Here is a 24,193-nt window from a genome sequence, read left to right as displayed (position 1 = left end):
CAGGCATCACCCGAAGACAAAATGTCAAGCATCAGCCGAGGTGTTACATGTTCAGAGTGGGGCGGGCGGGGCTCGAACCCGCGACCAACGGATTATGAGTCCGCGGCTCTAACCAACTGAGCTACCGCCCCCGGTGATCCGGCACCATCGTAGGCACGGGCTCACGCGAATTGCGTCCGGCCGTCTCCCAGTATTCGATACTGCTCTGTGCCTTCTGCTACCCGCGGCGCATCGGCCGCCATCGCGACAGCGATCTTGTTGCTGGCGTTGCGCATAACGTCGAACGTCAGCTCTACCGCCTCAGCTTCCGAGAAATGCTCGAGCACCCCTTGAGCGAGAGATTGCGTGATATTCCACGGCGACCAGATCAGCGCGTCGGCATACCGAAGCGCAGCCTTCTGCGCATCACTCAACCGGGTGGAGGCCTCGTAATGCTCGATGTCGCCATACAGGTCCTCCGATCCGCCGGCTTCCAAAGCCGTCGCCTCCCGCAGCGAATTGCACAGCCGGCAACGGTGCGCCCCGGCCCCGCGCAACCGCACTACTTCTGACGTCACCGGGTCGAGCGCAGTCAGCCGCGCTACCGCCGGTAAGAAACGGTTGAACACTGCGTCAGCCGGATCCGTCGCAGCGTCCCAAGCAAGAACGGGAAGCGCATCGTCAACGCCCAGCGACCGCAGACCCGCCAGCACTCGTGGTGCGAAGTCGGCGACATACATCAACACCACTGCACCAAAAGCGTTGCGCCCGAGCCGCGTTGTCAGGTCCTCCCGCTGCGCGTCGCTGATCCGCGACACATCGACGCTGAATTGCTCCGCGAAGTCGACCACCGCCGCATCCGAACCCGGCGGCACCGGCGCAGGCAGCGGCGGCAGTCGCAACACAGACGCGCACGTCTGCCGAACCAAGGCGTTGATCGGCCCGAGAGGCCCGTCCGGTGCCAGCGCAATCAACCGCCCGAACTCTGCCATCACAGAGCAGACGCTACGCCGACAGCACGAGCCCCGGAGCTCTACTGGGCCTGGCTCACGCTGGACATGTAGAAGTCGGGAATCAGCAACGGCGGCATGGCCGCGCGCGTGACGTAGTCGCCCCACTCGCGCGGCAGCGTCACCTCCGTCGCCCCGACCGCGGTGGCCCGTCCCAACAGATCAAGAGGGCTTTCGTTGAACCTGAAGTTGTTCACCGCTGCGGACACCTTGCCGTCCTCGACCAGATACACGCCGTCGCGAGTCAGCCCGGTCATCAGCAGCAGAGTCGGGTCCACCATCCGGATGTACCAAATGGTCGTCAACAGCAGCGCCCGTTCGGTTTGCGCGACCATGTCGGACAGGGAGACGTCGCCGCCCGTCATCACCAAGTTGTCCGCGGGCACCGCCACGGGTGCGTGAAACTCTTGGGCAGCCGCCCTTGGATAGGCCAGCGCGTTGATCACGCCGTCGCGCAGCCAGTCGACACGTCCGATGTCGAGCCCGTTGTCGAAGACCGACACCGTTTCCGACGACGTGGACGTCGCGACGAACGGCCGGCACTGCAGGCGTTCCACCGACGGATCCGAGTACATGGTCAGCGGCAACTGGGTCAACCGCTCCCCCACGCGCGTCCCACCGCCGGGCGCCGAAAACGCAGTACGCCCCTCCTGCGCACCGCGGCCTTCCATCGCCCAGCCCATGAAGATCATGAAGTCCGCCACCGCCGACGGCGGCAGCAGTGTCGGATACCGGCCGGCTGGCAGCGAAACCGTGCGCCGCGACCATCCCAGCCGGGTGGACAAATCCTCGAGCAGCTGGTCCGTCGGAACATTGAGGAAATCCGGAGTGCTCACTCCGGCCCACGCGCTGGCTCCGTCGCGTTTGGCGTTGATCTCCACTGAACCCGTCGGCTGCGTGAAGCGTCGGCGCACACCCGTCGACGTCGCGAGAAAGGTCGTCGCCACCTCGTGGCGGGCGAACCCGTACAACGTGTCGGGGCCGCGGAAACCCCGCGACAGCGACGCCGCCAGCGCTCCGAACACTTCGGGGCCCGTCGCCGGCACAGCCAGATCCCAGTCGCCGGGGGTGCTCGACCCGGTGACCAGCGGCGCGTTGTCGCGTGCCTCCGGCGCAGACCGCGCGATGTCTTCGCTCGCGGCCACCACGTCGCGGATCACCTCTGGGTCGACCTCACTGGTTTCGACGGATCCGACGTGCGCTCTGTCGAAGTCACGCACGATCGAAATCACCGCCAGCGAGCGGGCGGTCGAGACGCCGTTGGTGGTCATCGAACTGTTCGCCCACCGCAGCGAAGCCTCCGAGCGGTCCGTGACGATCACGATCGTCTCGTCGGCCTTCGCGGCGGCCAGCGCCTCGTCGACCACCTTCTGCGCGGCGATCAATGTCCGGCCTCGGTCATCGTGTTCAGCACTCGCACCCCGCGGAACAGCGTCGCAGGGCAGCCGTGGCTGACCGCGGCCACCTGACCAGGCTGCGCCTTGCCGCAGTTGAACGCACCGCCCAGCTGCCACGTCGACTCGCCGCCCACCGCCTCCAGTGAGCCCCAAAAGTCTGTGGTGGTGGCCTGATAAGCGACGTCGCGCACCTGCCCCGCCAGCTTGCCATTGCGGATCGCCCAGAACCTCTGGCCGGTGAACTGAAAGTTGTAGCGCTGCATGTCAATTGACCATGACTTGTCGCCGACGATGTAGAGGCCGTCGTCCACCCGGGAGATCAAATCCTCGGTGGACACATCCTCCGGCCCGGGCTGCAGCGATACGTTGGCCATGCGCTGGATCGGCACATGATGGGGCGAGTCGGCATAGCTGCAGCCGTTGGAGCGCTTCTGTCCCAGCCGCGGCGCGAACACCCGGTCGAGTTGGTAGCCGACGAACACTCCGTCACGCACCAGGTCCCAGTTCTGCGCGGCGACGCCCTCGTCGTCGTATCCGACCGTGGCCAAGCCGTGGTCGACGCACCGGTCGGCGGTCACGTTCATCACCGGCGACCCATAGCGCAGCGTGCCCAGCTTGTCTGGTGTGGCGAACGACGTGCCGGCGTAGGCGGCCTCGTATCCAATCGCGCGGTCGTATTCGGTGGCGTGGCCGATGGATTCGTGAATGGTCAACCACAAGTTGGTCGGGTCGATCACCAAATCCGTCGGACCGGGCGCGACGCTGGGCGCCTTCACTTTCTCCGCCAGCAACGGCGGTATCTCGGCCAGTTCCTGCGACCAATTCCAGATCGAGTCGTCGACGACGGCCTCCCAGCCGCGCGCGGTGGGCGGGGCCAACGTGCGCATGGAGTCGAAGCTGCCGGCGGCCGCATCGACGGCCACCGCCTCCAGCACCGGCATCACGCGCAGCCGCTGCTGGGTGATCGACGACCCGTACACGTCGGCGTAGAAGGTCTGCTCCTTGACGCCGATGAAACCGGCGTACACGTGGTCGACACCGTCGGCGGACATCAGCCGGTCCGAATACTCCCTGAGCACCCCGATCTTGTCGTTCGTCGGCATCGCGAACGGGTCCACCTCATACGACGACACCCACTGGACGTCGCGGTAGACGGGTTCGTCGGCAAGCCGGACGGTTTCGGCGTTGAGCGCCCGCAGCGTACGGGCCACCTGCACCGCGCGGCGTGCCGTCTCGGCAGCCACTTCGGGCGCGAGTTCGGCATGCGAGGCGAATCCCCACGTGCCGTCGACGATCACCCGGACCGCCAACCCGATTTCACGCTTGGTCACAGAGGTCTCCAACCGCGCGTCACGCAGATGGATCGTCTCGGTGGTGAGCCGGTGGATGCGCAGGTCGGCGTGGCTGGCGCCCGCCTCGGTGGCCGCGCTCAACGCGGCATCGGCCAGTTCCTGACGGGGCAAGACCATGAAGTCGTCGTCGATCCCCCCGCTGGCTGACACGGCTATACCGTAACGGGTCCGCCGACGCTCACAGGCGGAAGGCCAGGATCTGCGGGACCTGCCGTGGGTTGAAGTTGTTGTCCGACACCAGCACAAGCGATCGGTGCCCGCCGGGCAGATCCGGGCCCAGCGTGATGCCTTCGATGTTGTCGAGCGGCGGCGCACCTGCCGTGGCCGACAGGTCGGCCATCAGGGTCTTGGTCATCGGCTTGGAGACACCAGGCAGCGACGGGCGGTCGAGCACGTTGTCTGCACCCCCGACCTCCGCGCGATAGATCCGAGCGACGTTCGAGTTGCCGTGGGAGCGCTCGACGGTCAGAAAGGTGTCCTCGTCGAGTGCGACTAGAGCGGTCAAGCCCGTGGGATCTCCCGACGGCGCCGTAATCGGGTCGAGCGGATACGCGTACTGCGCGACGGCCTGGCGGGTGGCTACGTCGAACTCGGTGATCCGGGTCAGTGCCCCTGCAGTCTCAGTGGGTGGCTCGCCGTCGTTGCGGCCGGGATGCTCCATCGCCGCCCACACTCGTGTTCCGCTGGGAGTGACGGTCAGGCCTTCCAGGCCGGCGTTGAACCGCGGTTGCACGGTGGGCGGCATCGCGAACTCCCCGCGGTAGGTTCCGTCGAGCCCGGCGACCCGGATCGACGGCTCGTCCTCGTTTGTCCACAGCAGCTGCTGATGCTGGCGGTCGAACGCGATGTCCTCCGGATCGGCTCGCCCCGGCACGCCCTGCAGGCCGACGACATCGACGAACGTGGCGTCAATACCGTTGCCGTTGAGGATGATTCGCATCGTATAGAAGCGGGTCTGGGTCTTGTCGTCGCTGATGGCGTAGTACAGCTGGCGGCCAGGGTCGTAGCTGATGCCCGACAGCCCACCCACGGTAGTGTCGTGGAACTGCAAACCCGTCTTGAAGGTCGCGCCGCCCACGAACCCGAGCAACGCGGGACGGTCGTGGACTTCTAGTGGCGCCGGCGCACACGCCGTCGCCACGAAAGCGAGGGCGATAATCGTCGGGCGCAGCATCGCTGCCAGGCTAGTATCTGCCATGCCTCGTCGGCGCCTTCGTACTACCGCACTGCCGTACGCGCTGCTGGCGCCCAGTCTGTTCGGGGTCGCGGTGTTCTTGCTGCTGCCCATGTTCGTGGTCGCGTGGCTGAGTTTTCAGCGCTGGGATCTGCTCGGACCGATCCGCTTTGTCGGACTGGACAATTGGCGTTCGGTCCTCACGGACGGGACGTTCGGCAACTCGTTGGCGGTGACCGCGGCCTTCGTCGCGCTGGTCGTGCCGGCCCAAAGCATACTCGGACTGTTCGCCGCGTCGATGCTTGCTCGCGGGCTGCCAGGCACCGCGTTCTTCCGCACGGTGTACGTGTTGCCGTGGATCTGCGCCCCGATTGCGATTGCCGTGCTGTGGCGTTGGCTGTTGGCGCCCACAGACGGGGCCGTCAATACCCTGCTGGGCCGGCGGGTGGAGTGGCTCACCGATCCCGGGCTGGCACTGCCGGTGGTGTCGGCGGTGACGGTGTGGACCAACGTCGGCTATGTCACGCTGTTCTTTCTCGCTGGCATCTTGGCGATCCCCGAGCAGATTCACCACGCGGCCCGGCTCGACGGCGCCAACGCGTGGCAGCGGTTCTGGAGAATCACCCTTCCTCTGCTGCGGCCGACCCTTTTCTTCGTCGTGGTGACCGGAATCGTCAGCGCGGCACAGGTTTTCGACACCGTCTACGCACTCACCGGCGGTGGCCCTCAGAACCGCACCGACCTCGTTGCGCACCGAATCTACGTCGAGGCCTTCGGTGCCGCTGCTGTCGGTAGAGCCGCGGTGATGGCGCTGTTGCTGTTCGTGATTCTGGTCGGTGCGACGGTCGCGCAGCACTTCTACTTCCGACGGCGGATCAGCTATGACCTCGCGTAGCCGCGCCGCCGCCGTCTACGTGTTGCTGGCCGTCGGTGCCGTGATCACGTTGGTGCCGTTCGTCTTGGCGCTGCTGACGTCTTTTACGTCGGCTCATCAGTTTGCAACGGGCACGCCGCTGGCGCTGCCACGACCGCCCACGCTGGCGAACTACACCGCTCTAAGCGACGCCGGATTCGGCCGCGCGACAGTTGTCACGGCGTTGATGACCGCCGTTATCGCGTTGAGCCAATTGACCTTTTCGGTGCTGGCGGCTTACGCCTTCGCCAGACTTTCGTTCCGCGGGCGTGACGTCCTGTTCTGGGTTTATCTGGCCACACTGATGGTGCCGCCGACGGTGACGATCGTGCCGCTGTATCTGATGATGGCCCAGGCCGGCTTGCGCAACACGTTCTGGGCGTTGGTTCTGCCCTTCATGTTCGGTTCGCCGTACGCGATCTTCCTTTTGCGCGAGTATTTCCGGACGATCCCGGCCGATCTGATCAACGCAGCCCGCCTCGATGGTGCCAACACCCTCGATGTCCTGGTGCACGTCGTGGTTCCGGCAAGCAAGCCGATCCTCGTCACACTGACGCTGATCACCGTTGTGTCGCAATGGAACAGCTTCATCTGGCCACTGGTGATCACCACCGGCCCGACGTGGCGGGTGCTGACCGTGGCCACCGCCGGATTGCAGACGCAATACAACGCGCAGTGGACGCTGGTGATGGCCGCGACCACGCTGGCGATTGTTCCGCTGATCGTGGCGTTCGTGGCAGTCCAGCGCCACATCGTCCGCTCGATCGTCGTCACGGGCCTGAAGTGATTGTGCGCGTCAAGTTTTCGACGGCGGTCGCACTGACGCTGGTGGCCGTGATGGCAGTGCTTCTGGGTGTCGCGGTGATCATCGGGCGCGACGAGGAGCCGGCCGGACACACTGTGGTCACGGTGCGGCTGTGGGATCAGCAGGTGGCGCAAGCCTATCGCCGCTCGTTCGACGAGTTCACCCGCCGCCACCCGGGCATCGAAGTCCGGCTCGACGTCGTGGCGTACGCCACCTACTTCGACACATTGCGCACTGACATCGCGGGTGGCGGCGCCGACGACATCTTCTGGATCAACAACGCCTACTTCGCGCCGTACGCCGACAGCGGTCGGCTCCTGCCGATCACCGACGCAACTACCAAATGGGAACCGTCGGTGGTCGAGCAGTTCACTCGCCACGACACGCTATGGGGCGTTCCGCAGCTGACCGACGCCGGAATTGCGTTGTACTACAACGCTGATCTGCTCGCCGCGGCCGGCATCGACCCCGCCGCGCTGGACACCTTGCGGTGGAGTCTTGACGACACCGAAGACACGCTGCGCCCGATGCTGCGGCGGCTGACCGTTAGCGCCCGCCAATGGGCGTACAACGCCGGCAACGACCTTCAGGGCATCTACCTCAACTACATCGGCTCGGCGGGTGGGGTGTTCTCGGTCGGAGACCGATTCGTGTTCGACAACCCTCAAGCCGCTGACGCCTTCCGCTATCTGGTGCGGCTGATCAACGTCGACAAGGTCGCCCCGCCGGCCTCCGACACCAACGACAACGGCGATTTCTCGCGCAACATGTTCTTGCAGGGCCGCATGGCACTGTTCCAGTCCGGTACCTATAACCTCGCACAGATCGCAGCCAATGCGCCGTTCCGTTGGGGAGTCGCAATGATGCCTGCGGGCCCGGCCGGCAGGGTGAGCGTCACCAATGGGATTGCGGCAGCGGGTAATGCGGCATCGCCACATTTGGACGCCATGCGCGCGGTACTGGCGTGGATGGGCAGCGCTGACGGCAACGCCTACCTCGGCGATACCGGTGCCGCGGTACCGGCGGTGCTGGCCGCACAGCACACGTACTTCGAGCACTGGGCCGCTGAAGGTGTCGACGTCGCACCGTTCTTCGACGTGCTGCGCGGACGGCGCATCCTTGCACCCGGCGGCGCGGGCTTTGCGGCCGGATTCGAGGCTCTCAAACCGTATTTCGACGAGATGTTCTTGGGACGGCTCGATGTCGACAGGGCGCTCGCACAGGCACAAGCGGCAGCCAACGCGGCGGCCGACCGCTAGTAGCGCCTAGCCGAGAGCGGCGTGACCGAAGCGATCACGTCAAAGTCTGCGTCACGGTGGACGAGCCGTGCCTCATGCCGGATTGCTACCGCCGCGATCAGACAGTCAGTGAGGCCGCGAATGGTTCGGCCTGCGCGACGGGCGGCCCGATAGATGGACGCAGCCGCTCGATAATCCACCGAGGGCTCCACCCTCAGCGAGGCTAGGCCATTGACCAGTCGTTCGAGCTTCTCGACATTTGCGTCGGTGGCTCCGGCCAAGATCTCCATCGCCAACGGCTCACACATCGCGACATCCCCTGCGCGCCGGGCCAACAAATCCCGGACATGAAGCGCAGCATCCGAACCGGTGGCGCGGAAGTACTCGACCCACGCTGATGTATCGACGAGGATCACGAAAGGTCTGCTGGCGGCTCGCTTCTCATATCCCCGAGGTCGCCTGCCCATCCGACGCCTTCCAAGCCGAGAAGGAACTCTTTTGTCAGCGGAACGCCAACGAGACGGCGTAGCGCAAGATCGACCGCTTCGCGCTTGGTCGCCACCCCGAATCGCCGCATCACTTCTTCAACCAGAGTGTCGTCGAGCTCGATATTCGTGCGCGACATACACCAATCATACACATGCCATACACCAGCTAGAGCCTGGTGGAACCCAGCATCACGTCGCTTGCGATCGTGGCGGCCGACACCGCCGCGACGGTCAACAGCGCCACCGCATCCGGCCAGCGCGGCCGCGATGGGGCAGCCGAGATCTGCCCGGTGCCGCCGCGCGCCGCGATCGCATCGCCCATTTCATCGGCACGACGCAGTGCGACCGTGATAGCCGCGGTGACCATGTCGATCACCTCGTCGCGCCACCACCGTCGTTTCGCTCGGCGGGTCGACAGCGCCGGGCGTGGCCGAAGCCTGCGAGCCGCATACAGCGTGCGAAATTCGTCGACCAACATGGGAAAGGCCCGCAACGCCAGGCCGAGCGCCGCGGCCCACTCGTCGACCGGGATTCGCAGCCAGCGCAGCGGCCGCCCCAGTGTGGCGACCGCAGGTGCGACATCGGCGACGTTGGTGGTCCACGACACCATGCCGCCGATACCCAGCAGCACAATTGACAACGCCGTGATGCGCAGGAAGTACAGCAGACCGCCGAATCCCACTGCCACCGAACCGATGTGGATATCCGGTGGCCCGCCGCCGAGTGCCGCGGTGACGCCGCCGATAGCGAGCAGGATCCACAGCCACCGCGGAATCGTCGGCAACGCCGTGCGGGGAATTCGCGCGATCCGCGCGGCGGCCAACACCAGCGCTGCCACCAGAAGTATCGGCACCCAGCCCGGATAGAACGTGAGCAGCACCGAAATACCGAAGGCGGCAACCAGTTTCGTGCCCGCCCACAACTCGTGAATGGCCGATGTGCCCGGAATCGGGCGAAGCAGTACCACGGGTCGGCGTTGCGTCGGTGTACTCATGCGGCGCCGCCCGCCGTCGTCGACGCGGGATGAATCGAGCCGTCGTGCAGATGAATCGTGCGCGGACACAGGTCTTCCAGACCGGCGAAGTCGTGCGAAATCACGATCACGGTCAGCCCCGTACGGCGACGCAAGCCCTCGAGCAGCTTCAGCAGCCCACGCTGGCTTTCCGCGTCCACCCCGGCCAGTGGCTCGTCGAGGATCAAGGCGCGCGGTGACCGCGCGAGCAATCCGGCCACCACCACACGACGCATCTGCCCGCCGCTGAGATGGTCGATGTGTCTGCCGGCCAGCGATGCGTCCAACCCCACGTCCGCCAGCGCGGCCACCACCCGGTCGGTGTCATCGAGCGCGAAACCCGCCGCCGACGCCACCTCGTGGTCGACACGGCCGCGCATCAACTGCAGCCGCGCGGCCTGAAACGACATCGCCACCGCACCTACCTGGTCGCTGACGGGCCTGCCGTCGAGCAGACAGCTCCCCGATGTCGGCACGGTCAGCCCTGCCATGATCCACGCGAGCGTCGACTTGCCCGACCCATTGCCACCGTGGATCAGCAGACCGTCGCCTTCGTGGACCTCGAATGTCACATCGCGCAAAGCCGTTGTGGCCCAAGGCGTTCCACTAGCGTATTCATGACCCACGCCGTCCACTTCGATCACCGCGGCACCCGACCGCGCGTCGGGCGGCGGTGACGCTCCCGGCGCGGCCGCCACTTCCACCATCTCGGTGTTGTCGCTGCTTCCCGCAGCGAGATTGACGACGCGCTCGGCGGAGTCGGCTTCGTTGTTGTAGTGGGTGATGTGCACCAGCGCCATCCGGTGACGTTGCCGCAGCGCCGCGAGAAGCCGAAGCAGTGCCTCGCGGCCGGGCTGGTCGACCATGCTGGTCACCTCGTCGGCAATCAGCAGTGACGGCTCTCGTGCGAGCGCGGCCGCCAGCGCCAACCGCTGCAGCTCACCACCGGAAAGCCCGCCGGTGTCGCGCTCGGCCATCCCGTCCAGCCCGACCTCAGCGAGCAACTTGTCCACGTCGATGTGCTGACCGGGCGGCAAGCCCCACACGACGTCGTCGGCGACGCGGGTGCCGAGCACCTGGCTTTCCGGATGCTGCATCACCACCGCGGTGCCGCCCACCTTGCCGAGCCCGACGGCGCCGGCTCGCTCGACGGTCCCCGATGTCGGCGGCTGACCGGCCAACACCAGCATCAGCGTGGTCTTGCCAGAACCGTTCACACCGGTGATCGCGATGTGTTCGCCCGGTTCGACGGTCAGCGTCACGGGGCCCAGTGCGTCGTGATCAGTGTCGGGATAGCGGAACGTCACGTCGTGCAGCCGCACGGGCAGGGGGGCGACCGGCCCAGGATCGTTAGGCAGGTCAAGTTTCTGGATTTCGGAGACACCGGCGAGCCGGGTCAGCACGTGCGACAGCGCCCACCAGCCGATCAGCGTGACGACCACGATGGCGAGCACCGAGGAGCCGCCGAACACCCACGGCCAGTACGCCAACACCGTGGCGAACGCCTGCCGGAGCCAGTTCGCGACAGGATCCATGTACGGCACGTGCGACAGGAACCGGGCCAGCCCGTTGACGTTGGCGGTCATCGACTCGAAGACCAGAGTCCGCAGCCGCGACAGCACCAGCAGCCCGCCGACGCTCACCGCGCCAGCCAGCAGGCCGGCGCACAGCGCCACGACGACGACCGTCGGGGTGCCCCGGCCCTTGCGTTTGACCAGCCCTATCAGCGCACCGATGTAGGCGCACTGGACAACCGTCATCATCCCGCCCATTCCGGCGACGAGAAACGCGATCAGCCCGCCGGCAATGGTGGCCGCGAACAGCACACGGATGCGATAGCGATAGGCCAGCAACCCCATCGGGACGGTGCCCAGCAGCGACAGCCCGGCCGCGAAGGGGACGACGACCGCGACGATCGCCGTGGCCGCCGACAAGGCCGCCATGACGGACGCTTGAGCAAGCTCTCCGGGCCGAAGCCGCCCACGCCGCGGCTTGAGTCGCTGCGCCTGCGGCCCGATCCCTCGCACTTCTCGATTCTGCCAGTCCGGTTTGACGCGCTGTGAACAGCGACACCTTGATCCTGCATAGGCAACCTATGTAATTTGGTGGTATGTCTCGTTCGACGTCGACGCGGGAGTCGCTTGGCATCGACCTGCTGGGCGTGGTGGCGCGGCTGAACCGGCTCGCAACCCAGCGCACGCCGCTGCCGATCCCGTGGGCCCAAGCCCGGCTGCTGGGAACGATCGAAGACCAGGGTCCCACCCGGATCTCCGACCTGGCAGCGCTGGACCACTGCTCTCAGCCGACCATGACCATGCAGGTGCGGCGCCTCGAAGACGCCGGCCTGGTCACCCGGACGGCTGATCCGTCCGACGCGAGGGCCGTCCTGATTGAAATCACCCCCAAGGGCATCGAGACATTGCGCCAGGTACGGGCTGCCCGAGCCGGCGTCATCGATCCGCACCTCGCCGCGCTCGACGACGAGGACCGGCAGACGCTCGCCGACGCGGTTCTCGTGCTGCGACGGCTGCTCGACAACGCGTCGTCGTCTGCGCAACCACCCAACTGACAACCACAAAGGAGAAGCCGCACCACATGTGGCGCCAACCCAAACCTGTGTGGGCCGTAGCCTTCGCGTCCGTCGTGGCGTTCATGGGCGTCGGCCTGGTGGACCCGATCCTCAAACCGATTGCCGACAACCTCGACGCCACGCCATCGCAAGTGTCGCTGCTGTTCACGAGCTATATGGCGGTGATGGGCGTTTCGATGCTCGTCACCGGCGCATTGGCAAGCCGGATCGGACCCAAGCGCACGCTGCTGCTCGGCCTCGCCGTGATCGTCGCGGGTGCCGGGCTGGCCGGCTGCTCGGACACCGTCATGGGCATCGTCGGCTGGCGTGCGTTGTGGGGCTTGGGCAATGCGCTTTTCATCGCCACCGCGTTGGCCACCATCGTCAACTCGGCGCGCGGATCGGTCGCCCAGGCGGTCATCCTCTACGAGGCAGCGCTGGGTCTGGGCATCGCCGTCGGACCGCTGGTGGGTGGAGTGCTCGGCTCGGTGTCGTGGCGCGGGCCGTTCTTCGGTGTGTCCGTCTTGATGACGACTGCGCTGGCCGTCACCGTGGTACTGCTGCCCTCGACGCCGCGGCCCGAGCGTGCCACCACCGTCGTCGACCCGTTTCGCGCGCTGCGCCACCGCGGCTTGCTCGGCGTGGCGATCACCGCCCTGCTCTACAATTTCGGCTTCTTCACGTTGCTCGCATTCACCCCGTTCCCGCTCGACATGAGCGCCCACGAAATCGGCCTCATCTTCTTTGGCTGGGGCGTCGCACTCGCGGTCGCCTCGGTGGTGGTCGCCCCGCGACTGCAACGCCGATTCGGTAGCATCACAACGCTATTGGCGAACCTCACCTCGATCGCTGCGCTGCTGGTCGTGATGGCGGTGTTCACCGACAGCAAGGCGGCACTGGCAGCGTGCGTGGTCGCGGCCGGCGCGTTCTTCGGCATCAACAACACGTTGATCACCGAGACCGTGATGAAGGCAGCGCCGGTCGAACGCGGAGTCGCTTCGGCCGCATACAGTTTCGTGCGGTTCTCCGGCGGAGCCGTGGCGCCCTGGCTGGCCGGCACGCTCGGCGAGCAAGTCAACGTGCACCTGCCGTTCTGGGTGGCCGCGGCCGCGGTGCTGTTGGCCGTCGTCGCGCTGGCTTGCACGCGGCCGCATCTCGCCGGCATCGACGTCGAAGAAAGCGAGCTCGAAGAGGTCACTGACCAGGCCACCGCGATCACCGTGGGAAGCGAGACCTGAACCCCGCGTTGCGCCCGCGGGTCTAGCCGGTCGAACCGATAAGCAGCCCAACGACATACGTGGCCGCGATCGCGACCCCTCCTAACGCGAGTTGGCGCACCGCTGCCCACCAGACCCGTTTTCCGGTGAATCGCGCGGCCACGCCTCCCGCAATCAGCAGCCCGGCTCCGCCGCACACCAATCCTGCGGCCAGCGAGGCGAATCCGAGCAGATACGGGATGAGCGGAATGATCGCGCCGACTGCGAACAGAAGGAACGACGAGGCCGCAGCCAGACGCGGCGACGGCTTCTCCCGCGGATCGATGCCCAGCTCGGTGATCATGTGCAGGTTGAGCGCCTGGTTTTCGTCTCGATGGATTTCCTCGGCGGCCGCTCGCGCGGTCCGCTCGGTCATGCCCATCTGGATCAGCGTCAGCACCAACTCGTCCATCTCGGCCTCAGGATGCGAGCGGAACGCACGACGCTCCAGACGCACCTCCGAGTCGATCTGCTCGTTGGCTGTAGTCACCGATGTGTACTCGCCCAACGCCATCGAGAACGAGCCGGCGAGCAGACCCGCGATGCCGCTCAAGACCACGGTGTGACTGTCGGCGCTGGCGGCCACGCCCGCGACCAGTGCGGTGTTGCTCACGAGGCCGTCCATCGCGCCGAAGGTGGCCGCCCGGAGCCAGCCGCCCGACACGTCGCTGTGAGTGTGGTCGAACTCGTGCGGCAGCACCGTGCGACCGTCCGGTGGAGGTGCGGCGTCGGGCGATGTCATGGCGCCAATTGAACGCCAGCGCCGTATGTCACAGCGATTCAGGTAAACCTACGGTCCACCGGTCTGTTTACCAGGCGCTGACTCGGGTTACCGTCGGGTATGACGTCGACTGCGATTCAAATCTCCCCCGACCTCGCGCGGCATCTTCGCAACACTTTGGACGGCCGATGGCACGTGGTGAAAAACCGCTGCCGCGAGCAGATGTCCGGCGAGGTGTTCCGTCCGCACTACACCCCCAACACGGTGATCGCACGAACGAAGGCATTGGAGCAATTGAAGATCATCGCAGCGGCCGGCGGCGCCGAGGACGGGTTCCGCAAGGAGCACGGCGGCACCGGCGACGTGGGAGCGGCGGTCACCACGATCGAGATGCTGGCGATGTCGGACCTGTCGCTGATGGTCAAGGCAGGTGTGCAGTGGGGCCTGTTCGGCGGTGCGATCGAGAACCTGGGCACCGAACGCCACCACGAGGCGTACGTGCGCAAGATCATCGACCTGGAGCTGCTGGGCTGTTTTGCCATGACCGAGACTGGCCACGGCAGCGACGTGCAGTCGCTGGAGACGACGGCCACCTACGACCCCGAGACCGACGAGTTCGTCATCCACTCCCCCACCAAGACCTCGCGCAAGGACTACATCGGCGGCGCGGCCGAAACTGCCACAATGGCAGCCGTTTTCGCGCAGCTGATCACCGCTGGTCCTGGCGAGGAGCCGGTAAGCCACGGGGTGCACTGCTTCCTGGTGCCGATCCGCGACGAGGAAGGCAACGACCTGCCGGGGGTCACCACCTCCGACTGCGACTACAAGGGCGGCCTCCCGGGTGTCGACAACGGCCGCATCATGTTCGACCACGTCCGCATCCCCCGGGACAACCTGCTCAACAAGTACGGCGACGTTTCCGCCGACGGCACCTACACCTCGCCGATCGACAACCCGAACCGCCGGTTCTTCACCATGCTGGGCACCCTTGTGCGCGGCCGCGTGACCGTGGGGGGCAGTGCAGCGGCGGCCGCACGGGTGGCACTGGACATCGCGACGCGATATGCGTTGCAGCGCAGGCAGTTCAAGGCGCCCGATGACGACAGAGAAGTGCTGCTGATGGACTACCTGGTGCACCAGCGTCGGCTGCTACCGCTGATCGCCGAGTCGTATGCGCTGCAGTTCGCGCAGAACGAGTTGGTGGGCAAGCTCGCCGAGATCCAGAACACCGAGATCCCGGACCCGGAGGAACAGCGCGAGCTGGAGTCACGCGCGGCCGGGCTCAAAGCCGCCAACACCTGGCATGCCAGCCGAGCGATCCAGGAGGCCCGCGAAGCATGCGGCGGCGCAGGCTATCTCGCGGAGAACCGGCTGATCGCGTTGCGGGGGGACACAGACGTGTTCACCACATTCGAAGGCGACAACCATGTGCTCACGCAACTGGTGGCCAAGGAGTTGCTGACCGCCTACGCCGACGACATCAAGAGCATGAGCCCCGTCGAGTGGGTGCGGTTCGCGGCGAACACCGTCAGCGACCGGGTGATCAAACGCACAGCGGCGCAACCGATCATCCAAACGCTCATCGACACGCGGCAGGACAACGAAGAAGAGGGCAGCCTGTTCAACCGCGGCACTCAGTTGCAGATGTTCGAAGACCGCGAGCAGTACACGCTGTCGAGCGTGGCACGGCGGCTACAGCGCCGGTCCCGGGAGATGGACGCGTTCGATGCATTCAACGAGGTGCAGGACCACGTGCTACACGCGGCCCAGGCCCACATCGACCGGGTGATTCTGGAGGCTTTCGTGGCCGGCATCGACGCGTGCGACGACGAAGAAGCGCGGCGGGTGCTGTCCATGGTGTGCGACCTGTACGCGCTGTCGGTGATCGAAAAAGACAAGGCGTGGTACATCGAGCACCGCTATCTGTCGTCGGAGCGCGCGAAGGCCGTGACCCGCGGCATCAACGAGCGCTGCCGCTCGCTGCGGCCGTACGCCGAGGCGCTGGTCGACGGTTTCGGAATCCCCGAGCAGCTGCGCGACGTTCCGATGCTGCACCCGGAGCGCATCGGCGAAGACGACTGAGCCACTTCGCTTTTGGCTGCTTCGCTGGCCTACTGGCCAGGCAGCGGGTCTAGTACCTTGAGCTTCCCGTCGTCGCCGAGCTGGAACCGCACCTGAGTGATTCCGGTCGGACGGTTCGGCGCGTCTCCGCTCTGCTCGAACTGGTATTGGACGGTCACAGTGTCTTCGCCGGAGCTCAGCACGACGGTGTACGGCTTGGGCTGAGGCGTCGCGGTGCCGATGGGGGTGTTGTGATCGAACAACAGCAGGTGCTGCGGAGCGGTCTGGTCGCTGCCGGCCTTCACCTGGACCCAGTACAGACGGCAGTTGCGGGTGTGGCCGCGCGTGGTTTCCTGCCACTGGCCACCCGGTGCCGGCGCCAAGCCGTTGATGGCGGCGCTCACGGTGTCGGCGGTGGGCCCGTCGGCCGGGGTGCATTTGTCGGGTGAGGGCGGCGGCGCGCTGGAAGGCTTCCAGCCGCAGCCGGCGGCAACGACACCGAACATCAGCAGGACGGCCGTCAGGCGGCGAAATCGCATGGCCCCACCCTAGTGGGCCGCCTGGTGGCATCCGGATTGCGAAACCTCTGCCAACCGAGCTGGCGAGACGGACAATCGAGCGCAGCAGCAACCTCGGGAGCGACAATGAAGTCCTCTGTTCTATGTGCAGTCGCTTGTGGAATTTTCGCCGCCGCAGCAACTATCGGCCCTGTCGCGGCGGCGAGTCCGGCTCACCCGATCTGCGTCGACGTCCGCACCGGCAGAGTGTGTGAGGCGGATCCGCCTGGGATGCAACACGACGCCGAACTGGGGCTGCCATGTCGCGGCATCTATCCCTTCTATCTGTTCGGGCGCGGCAACGCCGGTGAACTCGTGTGCACTCAGCCCGGGGCGCGCTCCGGCGAATTCATCGACGGGACGTGGACGACGAGGCCGCAAACTCTGTTCGGCGTGCAGATGGCCGGTTTCGGATGCCCGTCCGGATTTCCGGGCGGCGCGATGGCGCAGACGGGCGACGGGCGCGCGCTGATTTGCAAGGGCGACAGCTGGGCCTTGGTCGCCTGACGCCGTTTACAGCATGCCGGCGGTTAGATCACGCCGGCGAAGCCGAGTCCCAGATAGACGGCCATGCAGATGGCGAACACGGCCGCGAAGATCACGAAGGCTTTCGCGAATTTCATGTTCGGCGGTGCGGGATTGGACTCCCGCCCGCGCGGTGTGGGCGATTCCCAGCTGCGGCCCCTGTCGCTCATGGCACCACAGGTTACTCGCGATTGGGCCGCCTCATCGTTCGCAGGCGACGCCATCGCCGTCGCCGTCGAGACCTGACCGATAGCCAGGCTGGCCGCTGAGCAGGGGCGCTGCGCCGGCTGCACGGGCTTCGGCGCAGCTGCGGTAGTACACATTGCCTGAGGGAGCCGTCGGCAGGGATGCGGCTGGCGCCGGCGGTGGGGCCGACGGAGATTGCGGTGCGGACTGCGCGCCGGTTCCCGTCGCCGACGTGTTGCCGTAGCAGGGCGGTCCCCACAGCCCGCGTTGGGCGTTTCGTGCTTCGGTCTCTGCTGCAGCGATGGCATCGAAGTGGCTGACCGGGTTGCCGTGGAAGACATACGAGCGTGCCGCGCCGGCGCGCGCCGCTTCCACGGAGTAATCCCAGCCGTCGGGCTTCACCAGATATGCCAGGGTCCGGCCGTAGTTGTCGGTGCGGTCTTGGGTGGGGTCGGCCACCAGGGCAACGCGTTGCCCGAGCAGATTGGCCTTCGCGAACTCGGTAGCCTCAGGTCCCCAGCACTCGACCGGAGATCCGGGCTTGCTGGTTTCCGGGGTATCGATCCCCAGAAGTCGGACCCGCAGCCGACCGCGTACGTCGTCGCGGATGTCGACAGTGTCACCGTCGACGACCTTCAAGACGACCGCGGTCGGAGTGACGGTGTCGGCCCTCGCGGCGGCCGGCTGCAGCGAAGCCAGCAGGGCGGCCGCTGTCGCCGCGACCGCCCATCCGGCCGCTGACAGTCTGGGCATCAGCTAGTTGCGCTTGGGCTCGCAGGCGTAGCCGTCGCCGTCACGGTCGAGCTTCGGGTCGTAAGCGTCATCGCCCTTGGGAATGTTGTATCGGCCGTCTTTGTGGGCCTGCGTGCAGTTTGCGTAAGGTCCGTCGGCAATGGCGGGCGACGCTGCGCCGATGCCGATACCAGCAATGGCGGCTGCAGTCGAGGCTGCGATGACGATCTGGCGAATCACGGTGTCTCCCCTTGGTAATGATGACCAACGATGGCGCGCTGGTGAGCTGCCAGCTAAATGGCAGCTGGTTGCGCGCGATCAGTGTATTGACGTTACCGATGATTCGCTGGAGGTTCGCAAAAATTGCTCGACGGGTCGCCTTATGGGGGCCGTCAATTCGCGCGCGCCAAGCACATGCGTGGAGTTTGCGGGACTTCCAAGCCCATGAACGTGACCGGAGGCGCGGGCTTACCTGGCTCCCCCGGCTGGACTCGAACCAGCAACCCTTCGGTTAACAGCCGAATGCTCTGCCAATTGAGCTACAGGGGATCGCTCGCACACGCGGACCTACCCGCGCAACGCTGGCTGACTCTAGCGTACGAGGGCAGTCCAGTGCCAAGACGCGCCAGTCCTCAGGCAGGATGGTCTGAACGCACAAGGTGATGGAGGGGACCACTGTGATCCGCTACGCCGTCGTACTGGCCGCGGGCTACGTGCTGGGCACCAAGGCCGGCCGCCGCCGCTACGAGCAGATCGTCGGCACCTACAAGGCCGTGACCGGCAGCCCCGCCGCGAAGACGATGATCGACGCGGGTCGCCGCAAGATCGCCGACCGCCTCTCGCCCGACCCGCGGATGGTGACGCTGACCGAAATCGACGAGACCACGATCGTGTTGGAGCCGGAAGCCCAAGAGGCTCGCCGCTGACGTCTAAGCGGTCAGGTCGTTGCCGTCTCCGCTTGCCTGCTCGAGCAAGCTGCGCCGGTAGGCCTCCATCGCGACCAGCTCGCCGAACAACGCGTGGTACTGATCGCCCTGCTCGATCGGCGACATCCGCTGCAGCTTCGACTTCACCTCGGCGATCTGCCGACCGACCCACACTTCCTGCAGACGCGCCAAAACCCCGCCGATGTAGCGCGGCAGCTTCTCGTCGTCGTGAACCCGAATCGTCTCAACCCCGAGTTCGTTGACCAGCGTGGCCGCGCCGTCGGCGTGCTGGCGCACCGCGTCGATCCATGCCGCACCCGTCAGGCCGGCCGACGTGCCGCCCGCACCGGCAATCGCCGCGCGCACTGCCGCATAGCCCGGATGCGTGAAGCTCTCGACCGGCAAGGTGTCGAACACCGGCCCGGCAAGCGCCGGATATTGCAGCGCACACTTGAGCGCCTCGCGTTGCGGCCAGAGCGTGGGATCCCGCGGATTGGGGCGCTCGGCGGACGTCGACGGCGACGCCTTCGAGGCCGCTGCCCGCCGCGACTCGCGCCGTACCGCTCCGCCCCGCCGCTGCGCCTCTTCCCGCACCCGACCGATCACCTGCGCCACGTCGTCCCAACCGACCCAGCCCGCGAGCTGGCGTGCGTACTCGTCGCGCAGCGTCGGATCCTTGATCCGGGCCACCATCGGCACGCACCGGCGCAACGCGGCGACCCGCCCCTCGGCGCTGTCGAGGTCCATTTCGGCCAGCGCGGAGCGAATCGCGAACTCGAACAACGGTGTGCGGCGGGCGACCAGGTCGCGCAGCGCACCGTCACCGGCCTTGAGCCGAAGGTCGCACGGGTCCATGCCGTCGGCCGCGATCGCGACGAACGACTGCCCCGCCAGGTTCTGCTCACCGTCGAATGCCTTGAGCGCGGCCGCCTTACCGGCTTGGTCGCCGTCGAACACGTAGATGAGTTCACCGCGAAAGAAGCTGTCGTCCATCATGAGTCGGCGCAGCATCGCGAGGTGTTCGTCGCCGAAGGCGGTGCCGCAGGACGCCACCGCGGTGGTGACGCCGGCCAGGTGCATCGCCATCACGTCGGTATAGCCCTCGACGACGACGGCCTGGTGGCCTTTGGCGATATCGCGCTTGGCCAGGTCGATGCCGAACAGCGCCGCCGACTTCTTGTACAGCACGGTCTCGGGGGTGTTGACGTACTTGGCCTCCATCGGATCGTCGTCGAAAATCCGGCGCGCCCCGAAGCCGATGACTTCGCCGCTGCTGGCGCGGATGGGCCACAGCAGCCGCCGGTGGAACCGGTCCATCGGCCCGCGGCGCCCCTCACGTGACAATCCGGCCGCCTCGAGCTCCTTGAACTCAAAGCCCTTGCGCAGCAAGTGTTTTGTCAGCGTATCCCAGCCCGACGGGGCGAAGCCGCAGCCGAAGCGCTGGGCCGCGTCGGCGTCGAAATTGCGATCCAACAAATATTGCCGAGCAGGTGCGGCTTCGTCGGACTGCAGCGCCTGGGCGTAGAACTCCTGCGCTGCGGCGTTCGCGGCGATCAGCCGGCTGCGACTGCCCCGGTCCCGCTGCACGGCCGACGGGGCGCCGGTGTAGGCGATCGTGTAGCCGATCCGGTCAGCCAGCCGCTCGACCGCCTCCACGAACGTGACGTGCTCGACCTTCTGCACGAACGCGTAGACGTCGCCACCCTCACCGCAGCCGAAGCAGTGGAAGTGGCCGTGGTTGGGGCGGACATGAAACGACGGCGACTTCTCGTCGTGGAATGGGCACAGCCCCTTCAGCGAGTCTGCGCCGGCCCGACGCAGCTGCACGTAGTCGGCCACGACCTCGTCGATGCGGTTGCGTTCGCGGATGGCGGCGATGTCGCGATCCGAGATGCGCCCTGCCACGGGGCTCAGTCTAGAGCCGCCTCGAGACGCTCAATGCGGCCTTCGGTGAACGACGCGATCTGGTCGACGACAACCCGCACCCGCGCGCCGTCGTCGGCCGCGGCGTTGAACATCGGCGCGAACAGCGGGTCGAGTGTGGCCGGTGCGCCGGCGAGCAACCACTGCGCCACCCGATGGATGCGTTCTCGCTGCCGCTCCTGCAGTTGCAGATGGCGCGGATCTGACATAATGTATTGCAGCGCAAGGGTTTTCAGTACCGCAACCTCGGCCCGGACCAGGGCCGGCACAAGCAGGTCGGCTTCGTAGCGGCCCAGCGGCCCGTCGCCCGCGGACTTCCTGGTCTCGGCGATCGCCGCGGACGCGAACCTGCCCACCAACTCGCTGGTCAGCCGCTTGAGCGACGCCGACGAGGCCAGGGTGGCGTCGTATTTGCCGACCGCAGCCACCACCGGCAGCCGCGACAGCCGGTCGGCCGCCGCGACCAGGTCGTCGACCGACAGGCCCACGAACTCGCCGGCGCCGAGCCGGCCGAGCGCAGCCGCCGCGTCGTCGTCGGCGAGCACCCGCAAGTCGATACGGCCGGAGATCACCCCGTCCTCGACGTCGTGCACCGAATATGCGACGTCGTCGGCCCAGTCCATCACCTGCGCCTCCAGACAGGGCCGGTCCGGCGGGGCGCCGTCGCGGACCCACGCGAGTACGTCGGCGTCCTCCGCGTACGCACCGAACTTGCGTACGTCCGGCCGTCGCAGCCACGGATACTTGGTGACGGCGTCCAGCGCGGCCCGCGTCAGATTCAGCCCGGCGCTTTTGCCTTGGGCGTCAAGGGCTTTGGGCTCGAGACACGACAGGATCCGCAGGTTTTGGGCATTGCCCTCGAAGCCGCCGTACTCGGCTGCGAAATCGTCGAGCGCCTTCTCGCCGTTGTGCCCGTACGGCGGATGGCCGATGTCGTGGGCCAGGCCGGCCAGGTCGACCAAATCCGGATCGCAGCCCAGGCCGACCGCCATTCCGCGACCGATCTGGGCCACTTCGAGCGAATGCGTGAGGCGAGTGCGCGGTGTGTCACTCTCGCGCGGCCCGACCACCTGCGTCTTGTCGGCCAATCGGCGCAACGCAGCGCTGTGCAGGACGCGGGCCCGGTCCCGGGCGAAGTCGGTGCGGTGTTCGGCATGGGTGCCGGGCAGCGCAGCTTGTTTGGGCGCCTCGACCACCATCCGCTCGCGGTCGTGCGCGGTGTAGTCGTACTCGTTCGCGGTCACCGAGCCACAGTCTGCCAGCACCGTTCACTAGATTGGCCACCATGCGCTCTGTCCGCCTCCTCGGCGTCGGTGCCCGTCTGGTCGGCGTCCTGCTCGCCGTCCTGGCCGCGACCGTGCTCGTCGCACCTCACGCCGTCGCAGAGCCGCCGTTCCGCCTGCCGGGCTACGTCACAGACCGCGCGGATGCGCTCACTACTACTCAGCGCGCGCAGGTGCAGGCCGCGATCGACACGCTCTACAGCGACCGCAAAACTCGCCTGTGGGTGGTCTACGTCGACGACTTCGCCGGCCTTGGTGCCGAGAACTGGGCCAAAAGCACCTATAGGACAAGCGATCTCGGCGATTTCGACGCCATCCTGGCGATCGCGACCGTCGACCGGGCGTACGCGTTCCTGGTACCCGAAAGCGTCAAGAATGTCAGCGCAAGCCGGGTGGACGACATCCGGCGCAATCAGATCGAACCGGCACTGCGCGACGACGACTGGGCAGGCGCCGCGGTGGCCGCCGCGAACGGCCTCGGCACGACGGGGAAGTCGTCGTTCTCGTGGCGCACGCTGATTGTGGTGGCAGGCCTCATCGTGGTCGCCTTGGCGGTGCTGATGGCGTTGATGCGTTGGCGCCGGCGCCGCAGGCGTGCGGCCGAATTCGCCGCTGCACGCCGGATCGACGCGACGAACCCGCATCTACTCGATTCGGTGTCGATCGACGTGCTCGACGACCTCTCCAAAGAGAAGGTGGTCGACGTCGACAACGCCGTGCGCAGCAGTGAGAACGAGCTGGCTTTGGCGATCGAGGAATTCGGGCCCGAGAGGACCGAGCCCTTCACGCGTGCTGTCAACAACGCTAAAGCAGCTCTGGCACAGGCTTTTGCGGTTCGCCAGCAACTCGACGACGCGATTCCCGAAACGCCGGCGCAGCGCCGCGAACTGCTGACCCGGGTGATCGTCTCCGCCGCTCAGGCCGACCGTGAACTCGACGCACAGAAGGAGGCGTTCGAGCAGCTGCGCGACCTGGTGATCAATGCCCCGGACAAACTCGACACGTTGACCCAGCAGCTCGTCGAGCTCACGGCCCGAATTGCGCCGGCCGAGCAGAAGATGGCCGCGCTGCGCACGGAATTCGACAGTGCTGCTTTGGCTTCGGTGTCCGGCAATGTGACCGCGGCTCAGGAGCGTCTGAAGTTCGCCGAGCAGAACATCACGCGCGCGCGGGAATTGGCGGCGCGTCCGGTCGCGGGCCGGCAGGCCGAGCTGGTGGACACGGTGCGCGCAGCCGAGTCGGCGCTGGCGCAAGCCCGGTCGCTGCTCGACGCCGTGGACTCAGCAGAAAGTGACATCAAGCGCGCCGCGGCGATGCTGCCGTCGGCGATTGCCGACATTCAGAACGGCATCACGCAAGCAGACACGCAACTTCGCGAAGGCAACGTCCCGCACGCGACTGAACTCTCAGCCGCCCGCAGTGCCGCCGTCACCGCCGTCGAAACCGCACAAGCCCGGGGCGCGGCCGACCCGCTCGGTGCGTTCACCCAACTCACCAAGGCCGACGCCGAGCTCGACCGGCTGCTGGCCAGCGTCGCCGAGGAGCGCGTGGCGGCCGAACGACTCTCCCGGGCTTTCGACAAGGCACTGTTCACCGCGCAGTCGCGGGTGCGTGCGGTGTCGGACTACATCGACACCCGCCGCGGCAGCATCGGCCCGGAGGCCCGAACCCGGCTTTCGGAGGCCCTTCGGCAACTCGAGTCGGCCGAGGCCATTCGCGCGACCGACCTAAATGAGGCAATTGCGTACGCCAACGGCGCCTCGATGCTGGCGGCGCAGGCGCAGTCGCTGGCCAACGCCGACGTGCAGAACGCCCAGCGGCTCTACTCGGGGCGGTTCGGCCGCGGCGGTTCGGACATGGGGGCGATGATCGGCGGCATCATCATCGGCAACATCCTCAGCGGGGCGCTGCGTGGCGGGTTCGGCGGCTGGAGCTCGACCGGATTCGGTGGGTCGGCGAGCAACTCGGGCGATTTTTTCGGCGGCGGCGGCCGGTTCTGACCCCTCTGTGCGACCGCGAGCGTGCGCGCCGGCACGGTTCTGACCGGCGTGTCGCCGTACAGACCCGCACGCTCGCGCCAGATAAA

At 66.7% G+C, this 24,193-nt stretch carries 24 protein-coding genes and 2 tRNA genes; 9 read left to right on the top strand and 17 right to left on the bottom strand.

Annotated features, from left to right (window positions below):
- Nucleotides 1-57 precede the first annotated feature (57 nt).
- The 5 genes from AC5Y39_RS04555 to AC5Y39_RS04535 all read right to left on the bottom strand — a co-directional run bounded on the left by AC5Y39_RS04555 (nt 58) and on the right by AC5Y39_RS04535 (nt 4,936).
- Nucleotides 58-131, bottom strand: a tRNA-Ile gene (locus tag AC5Y39_RS04555).
- 30 nt (nt 132-161) lie between these two features.
- A complete protein-coding gene (locus AC5Y39_RS04550; protein WP_500014764.1) occupies nt 162-971 on the bottom strand; it encodes a carboxymuconolactone decarboxylase family protein in 810 nt (269 codons plus the stop codon).
- A 41-nt stretch (nt 972-1,012) separates the two neighbouring features.
- Nucleotides 1,013-2,374 (bottom strand): metallopeptidase TldD-related protein, encoded by a 1,362-nt coding sequence (locus tag AC5Y39_RS04545; RefSeq protein ID WP_500014765.1) that lies wholly within the window; start codon nt 2,372-2,374, stop codon nt 1,013-1,015.
- Nucleotides 2,371-3,855, bottom strand: coding sequence for a TldD/PmbA family protein (locus tag AC5Y39_RS04540; protein ID WP_500015560.1), 1,485 nt, complete (start codon nt 3,853-3,855; stop codon nt 2,371-2,373). The genes AC5Y39_RS04545 and AC5Y39_RS04540 overlap by 4 nt, the downstream gene beginning before the upstream one ends.
- Before the next feature lie 61 nt (nt 3,856-3,916).
- Nucleotides 3,917-4,936 carry an esterase-like activity of phytase family protein gene (locus AC5Y39_RS04535; RefSeq protein ID WP_500014767.1) on the bottom strand — a complete coding sequence of 340 codons (1,020 nt, stop codon included), beginning with the start codon at nt 4,934-4,936 and terminating at the stop codon, nt 3,917-3,919.
- On the opposite strand from AC5Y39_RS04535, the gene AC5Y39_RS04530 reads away from it, so the two are divergent.
- The 3 genes from AC5Y39_RS04530 to AC5Y39_RS04520 are packed head-to-tail and all read left to right on the top strand — an operon-like array spanning nt 4,935 to nt 7,889.
- Entirely contained in the window at nt 4,935-5,807 is an 873-nt protein-coding gene (locus tag AC5Y39_RS04530; protein ID WP_500014769.1) for a carbohydrate ABC transporter permease, read from the top strand. The genes AC5Y39_RS04535 and AC5Y39_RS04530 overlap by 2 nt on opposite strands.
- Nucleotides 5,794-6,612, top strand: a complete 819-nt coding sequence (locus AC5Y39_RS04525; protein ID WP_500014771.1) for a carbohydrate ABC transporter permease — start codon at nt 5,794-5,796, stop codon at nt 6,610-6,612. The genes AC5Y39_RS04530 and AC5Y39_RS04525 overlap by 14 nt, the downstream gene beginning before the upstream one ends.
- A complete protein-coding gene (locus tag AC5Y39_RS04520; protein ID WP_500015562.1) occupies nt 6,612-7,889 on the top strand; it encodes an ABC transporter substrate-binding protein in 1,278 nt (425 codons plus the stop codon). The genes AC5Y39_RS04525 and AC5Y39_RS04520 overlap by 1 nt, the downstream gene beginning before the upstream one ends.
- Here the strand turns inward: AC5Y39_RS04520 and vapC are convergent.
- From vapC to AC5Y39_RS04500, 4 genes are read right to left on the bottom strand one after another with little or no spacing between them, the layout of a single operon-like run.
- The gene (gene vapC, locus AC5Y39_RS04515; RefSeq protein WP_500048142.1) at nt 7,886-8,335 is read right to left on the bottom strand and encodes a type II toxin-antitoxin system VapC family toxin; all 450 of its coding nucleotides are present in this window, start codon (nt 8,333-8,335) and stop codon (nt 7,886-7,888) included. The two genes, AC5Y39_RS04520 and vapC, sit on opposite strands and share 4 nt — an antisense overlap.
- Nucleotides 8,281-8,493 (bottom strand): type II toxin-antitoxin system VapB family antitoxin, encoded by a 213-nt coding sequence (locus AC5Y39_RS04510; RefSeq protein ID WP_500014775.1) that lies wholly within the window; start codon nt 8,491-8,493, stop codon nt 8,281-8,283. Before AC5Y39_RS04510 ends, vapC begins: the two co-directional genes overlap by 55 nt.
- 29 nt (nt 8,494-8,522) lie before the next feature.
- A complete protein-coding gene (locus AC5Y39_RS04505; protein ID WP_500014777.1) occupies nt 8,523-9,350 on the bottom strand; it encodes a CbiQ family ECF transporter T component in 828 nt (275 codons plus the stop codon).
- Nucleotides 9,347-11,311 carry an ABC transporter ATP-binding protein gene (locus tag AC5Y39_RS04500; protein ID WP_500014779.1) on the bottom strand — a complete coding sequence of 655 codons (1,965 nt, stop codon included), beginning with the start codon at nt 11,309-11,311 and terminating at the stop codon, nt 9,347-9,349. The genes AC5Y39_RS04505 and AC5Y39_RS04500 overlap by 4 nt, the downstream gene beginning before the upstream one ends.
- 167 nt (nt 11,312-11,478) lie before the next feature.
- Here AC5Y39_RS04500 and AC5Y39_RS04495 point away from each other — a divergent pair, with 167 nt between their 5' ends.
- Both AC5Y39_RS04495 and AC5Y39_RS04490 read left to right on the top strand, forming a co-directional pair.
- The gene (locus AC5Y39_RS04495) at nt 11,479-11,937 is read left to right on the top strand and encodes a MarR family winged helix-turn-helix transcriptional regulator (protein WP_500014781.1); all 459 of its coding nucleotides are present in this window, start codon (nt 11,479-11,481) and stop codon (nt 11,935-11,937) included.
- A gap of 26 nt (nt 11,938-11,963) precedes the next feature.
- Nucleotides 11,964-13,175, top strand: a complete 1,212-nt coding sequence (locus AC5Y39_RS04490) for an MFS transporter (RefSeq protein WP_500014783.1) — start codon at nt 11,964-11,966, stop codon at nt 13,173-13,175.
- A gap of 22 nt (nt 13,176-13,197) precedes the next feature.
- On the opposite strand, the gene AC5Y39_RS04485 is transcribed toward AC5Y39_RS04490, so the two are convergent.
- Nucleotides 13,198-13,935: a VIT1/CCC1 transporter family protein gene (locus AC5Y39_RS04485; protein WP_500014785.1), complete on the bottom strand. Its 738-nt coding sequence runs from the start codon at nt 13,933-13,935 to the stop codon at nt 13,198-13,200.
- 99 nt (nt 13,936-14,034) lie between these two features.
- Here AC5Y39_RS04485 and AC5Y39_RS04480 point away from each other — a divergent pair, with 99 nt between their 5' ends.
- Nucleotides 14,035-15,996: an acyl-CoA dehydrogenase family protein gene (locus AC5Y39_RS04480; RefSeq protein WP_500014787.1), complete on the top strand. Its 1,962-nt coding sequence runs from the start codon at nt 14,035-14,037 to the stop codon at nt 15,994-15,996.
- 29 nt (nt 15,997-16,025) lie between these two features.
- Here AC5Y39_RS04480 and AC5Y39_RS04475 read toward each other — a convergent pair whose 3' ends face one another.
- On the bottom strand, nt 16,026-16,514 hold the full coding sequence (locus tag AC5Y39_RS04475; protein WP_500014789.1) for an LppP/LprE family lipoprotein: 489 nt from the start codon (nt 16,512-16,514) through the stop codon (nt 16,026-16,028).
- Nucleotides 16,515-16,763: 249 nt separating this feature from the next.
- Here AC5Y39_RS04475 and AC5Y39_RS04470 point away from each other — a divergent pair, with 249 nt between their 5' ends.
- Entirely contained in the window at nt 16,764-17,039 is a 276-nt protein-coding gene (locus tag AC5Y39_RS04470; RefSeq protein WP_500014791.1) for a hypothetical protein, read from the top strand.
- Nucleotides 17,040-17,062: 23 nt separating this feature from the next.
- On the opposite strand, the gene AC5Y39_RS04465 is transcribed toward AC5Y39_RS04470, so the two are convergent.
- The 4 genes from AC5Y39_RS04465 to AC5Y39_RS04450 all read right to left on the bottom strand — a co-directional run bounded on the left by AC5Y39_RS04465 (nt 17,063) and on the right by AC5Y39_RS04450 (nt 18,524).
- Complete coding sequence (locus AC5Y39_RS04465; protein WP_500014793.1) at nt 17,063-17,227, bottom strand: hypothetical protein; 165 nt, start codon at nt 17,225-17,227, stop codon at nt 17,063-17,065.
- Between the two features lie 31 nt (nt 17,228-17,258).
- Nucleotides 17,259-17,996, bottom strand: a complete 738-nt coding sequence (locus AC5Y39_RS04460; protein WP_500048141.1) for a thermonuclease family protein — start codon at nt 17,994-17,996, stop codon at nt 17,259-17,261.
- A gap of 3 nt (nt 17,997-17,999) precedes the next feature.
- Nucleotides 18,000-18,215 (bottom strand): excalibur calcium-binding domain-containing protein, encoded by a 216-nt coding sequence (locus AC5Y39_RS04455; RefSeq protein ID WP_500014803.1) that lies wholly within the window; start codon nt 18,213-18,215, stop codon nt 18,000-18,002.
- A gap of 233 nt (nt 18,216-18,448) precedes the next feature.
- Nucleotides 18,449-18,524: transfer RNA gene (locus AC5Y39_RS04450), tRNA-Asn, on the bottom strand.
- A 128-nt stretch (nt 18,525-18,652) separates the two neighbouring features.
- Here AC5Y39_RS04450 and AC5Y39_RS04445 point away from each other — a divergent pair.
- Nucleotides 18,653-18,901 carry a hypothetical protein gene (locus tag AC5Y39_RS04445; RefSeq protein ID WP_499911261.1) on the top strand — a complete coding sequence of 83 codons (249 nt, stop codon included), beginning with the start codon at nt 18,653-18,655 and terminating at the stop codon, nt 18,899-18,901.
- A gap of 3 nt (nt 18,902-18,904) precedes the next feature.
- Here AC5Y39_RS04445 and dnaG read toward each other — a convergent pair whose 3' ends face one another.
- Nucleotides 18,905-20,806: a DNA primase gene (dnaG, locus tag AC5Y39_RS04440; RefSeq protein ID WP_500014805.1), complete on the bottom strand. Its 1,902-nt coding sequence runs from the start codon at nt 20,804-20,806 to the stop codon at nt 18,905-18,907.
- A gap of 5 nt (nt 20,807-20,811) precedes the next feature.
- Complete coding sequence (locus AC5Y39_RS04435; protein ID WP_500014807.1) at nt 20,812-22,068, bottom strand: deoxyguanosinetriphosphate triphosphohydrolase; 1,257 nt, start codon at nt 22,066-22,068, stop codon at nt 20,812-20,814.
- A 41-nt stretch (nt 22,069-22,109) separates the two neighbouring features.
- On the opposite strand from AC5Y39_RS04435, the gene AC5Y39_RS04430 reads away from it, so the two are divergent.
- Nucleotides 22,110-24,107 (top strand): TPM domain-containing protein, encoded by a 1,998-nt coding sequence (locus AC5Y39_RS04430; RefSeq protein ID WP_500014809.1) that lies wholly within the window; start codon nt 22,110-22,112, stop codon nt 24,105-24,107.
- The last annotated feature ends 86 nt before the right edge of the window (nt 24,108-24,193 follow it).

The organism is Mycobacterium sp. NGS39, from assembly GCF_059812765.1.
Note: the sequence above shows the minus strand (reverse complement) of the source record. Positions and strands in the feature narration are given on the sequence as shown.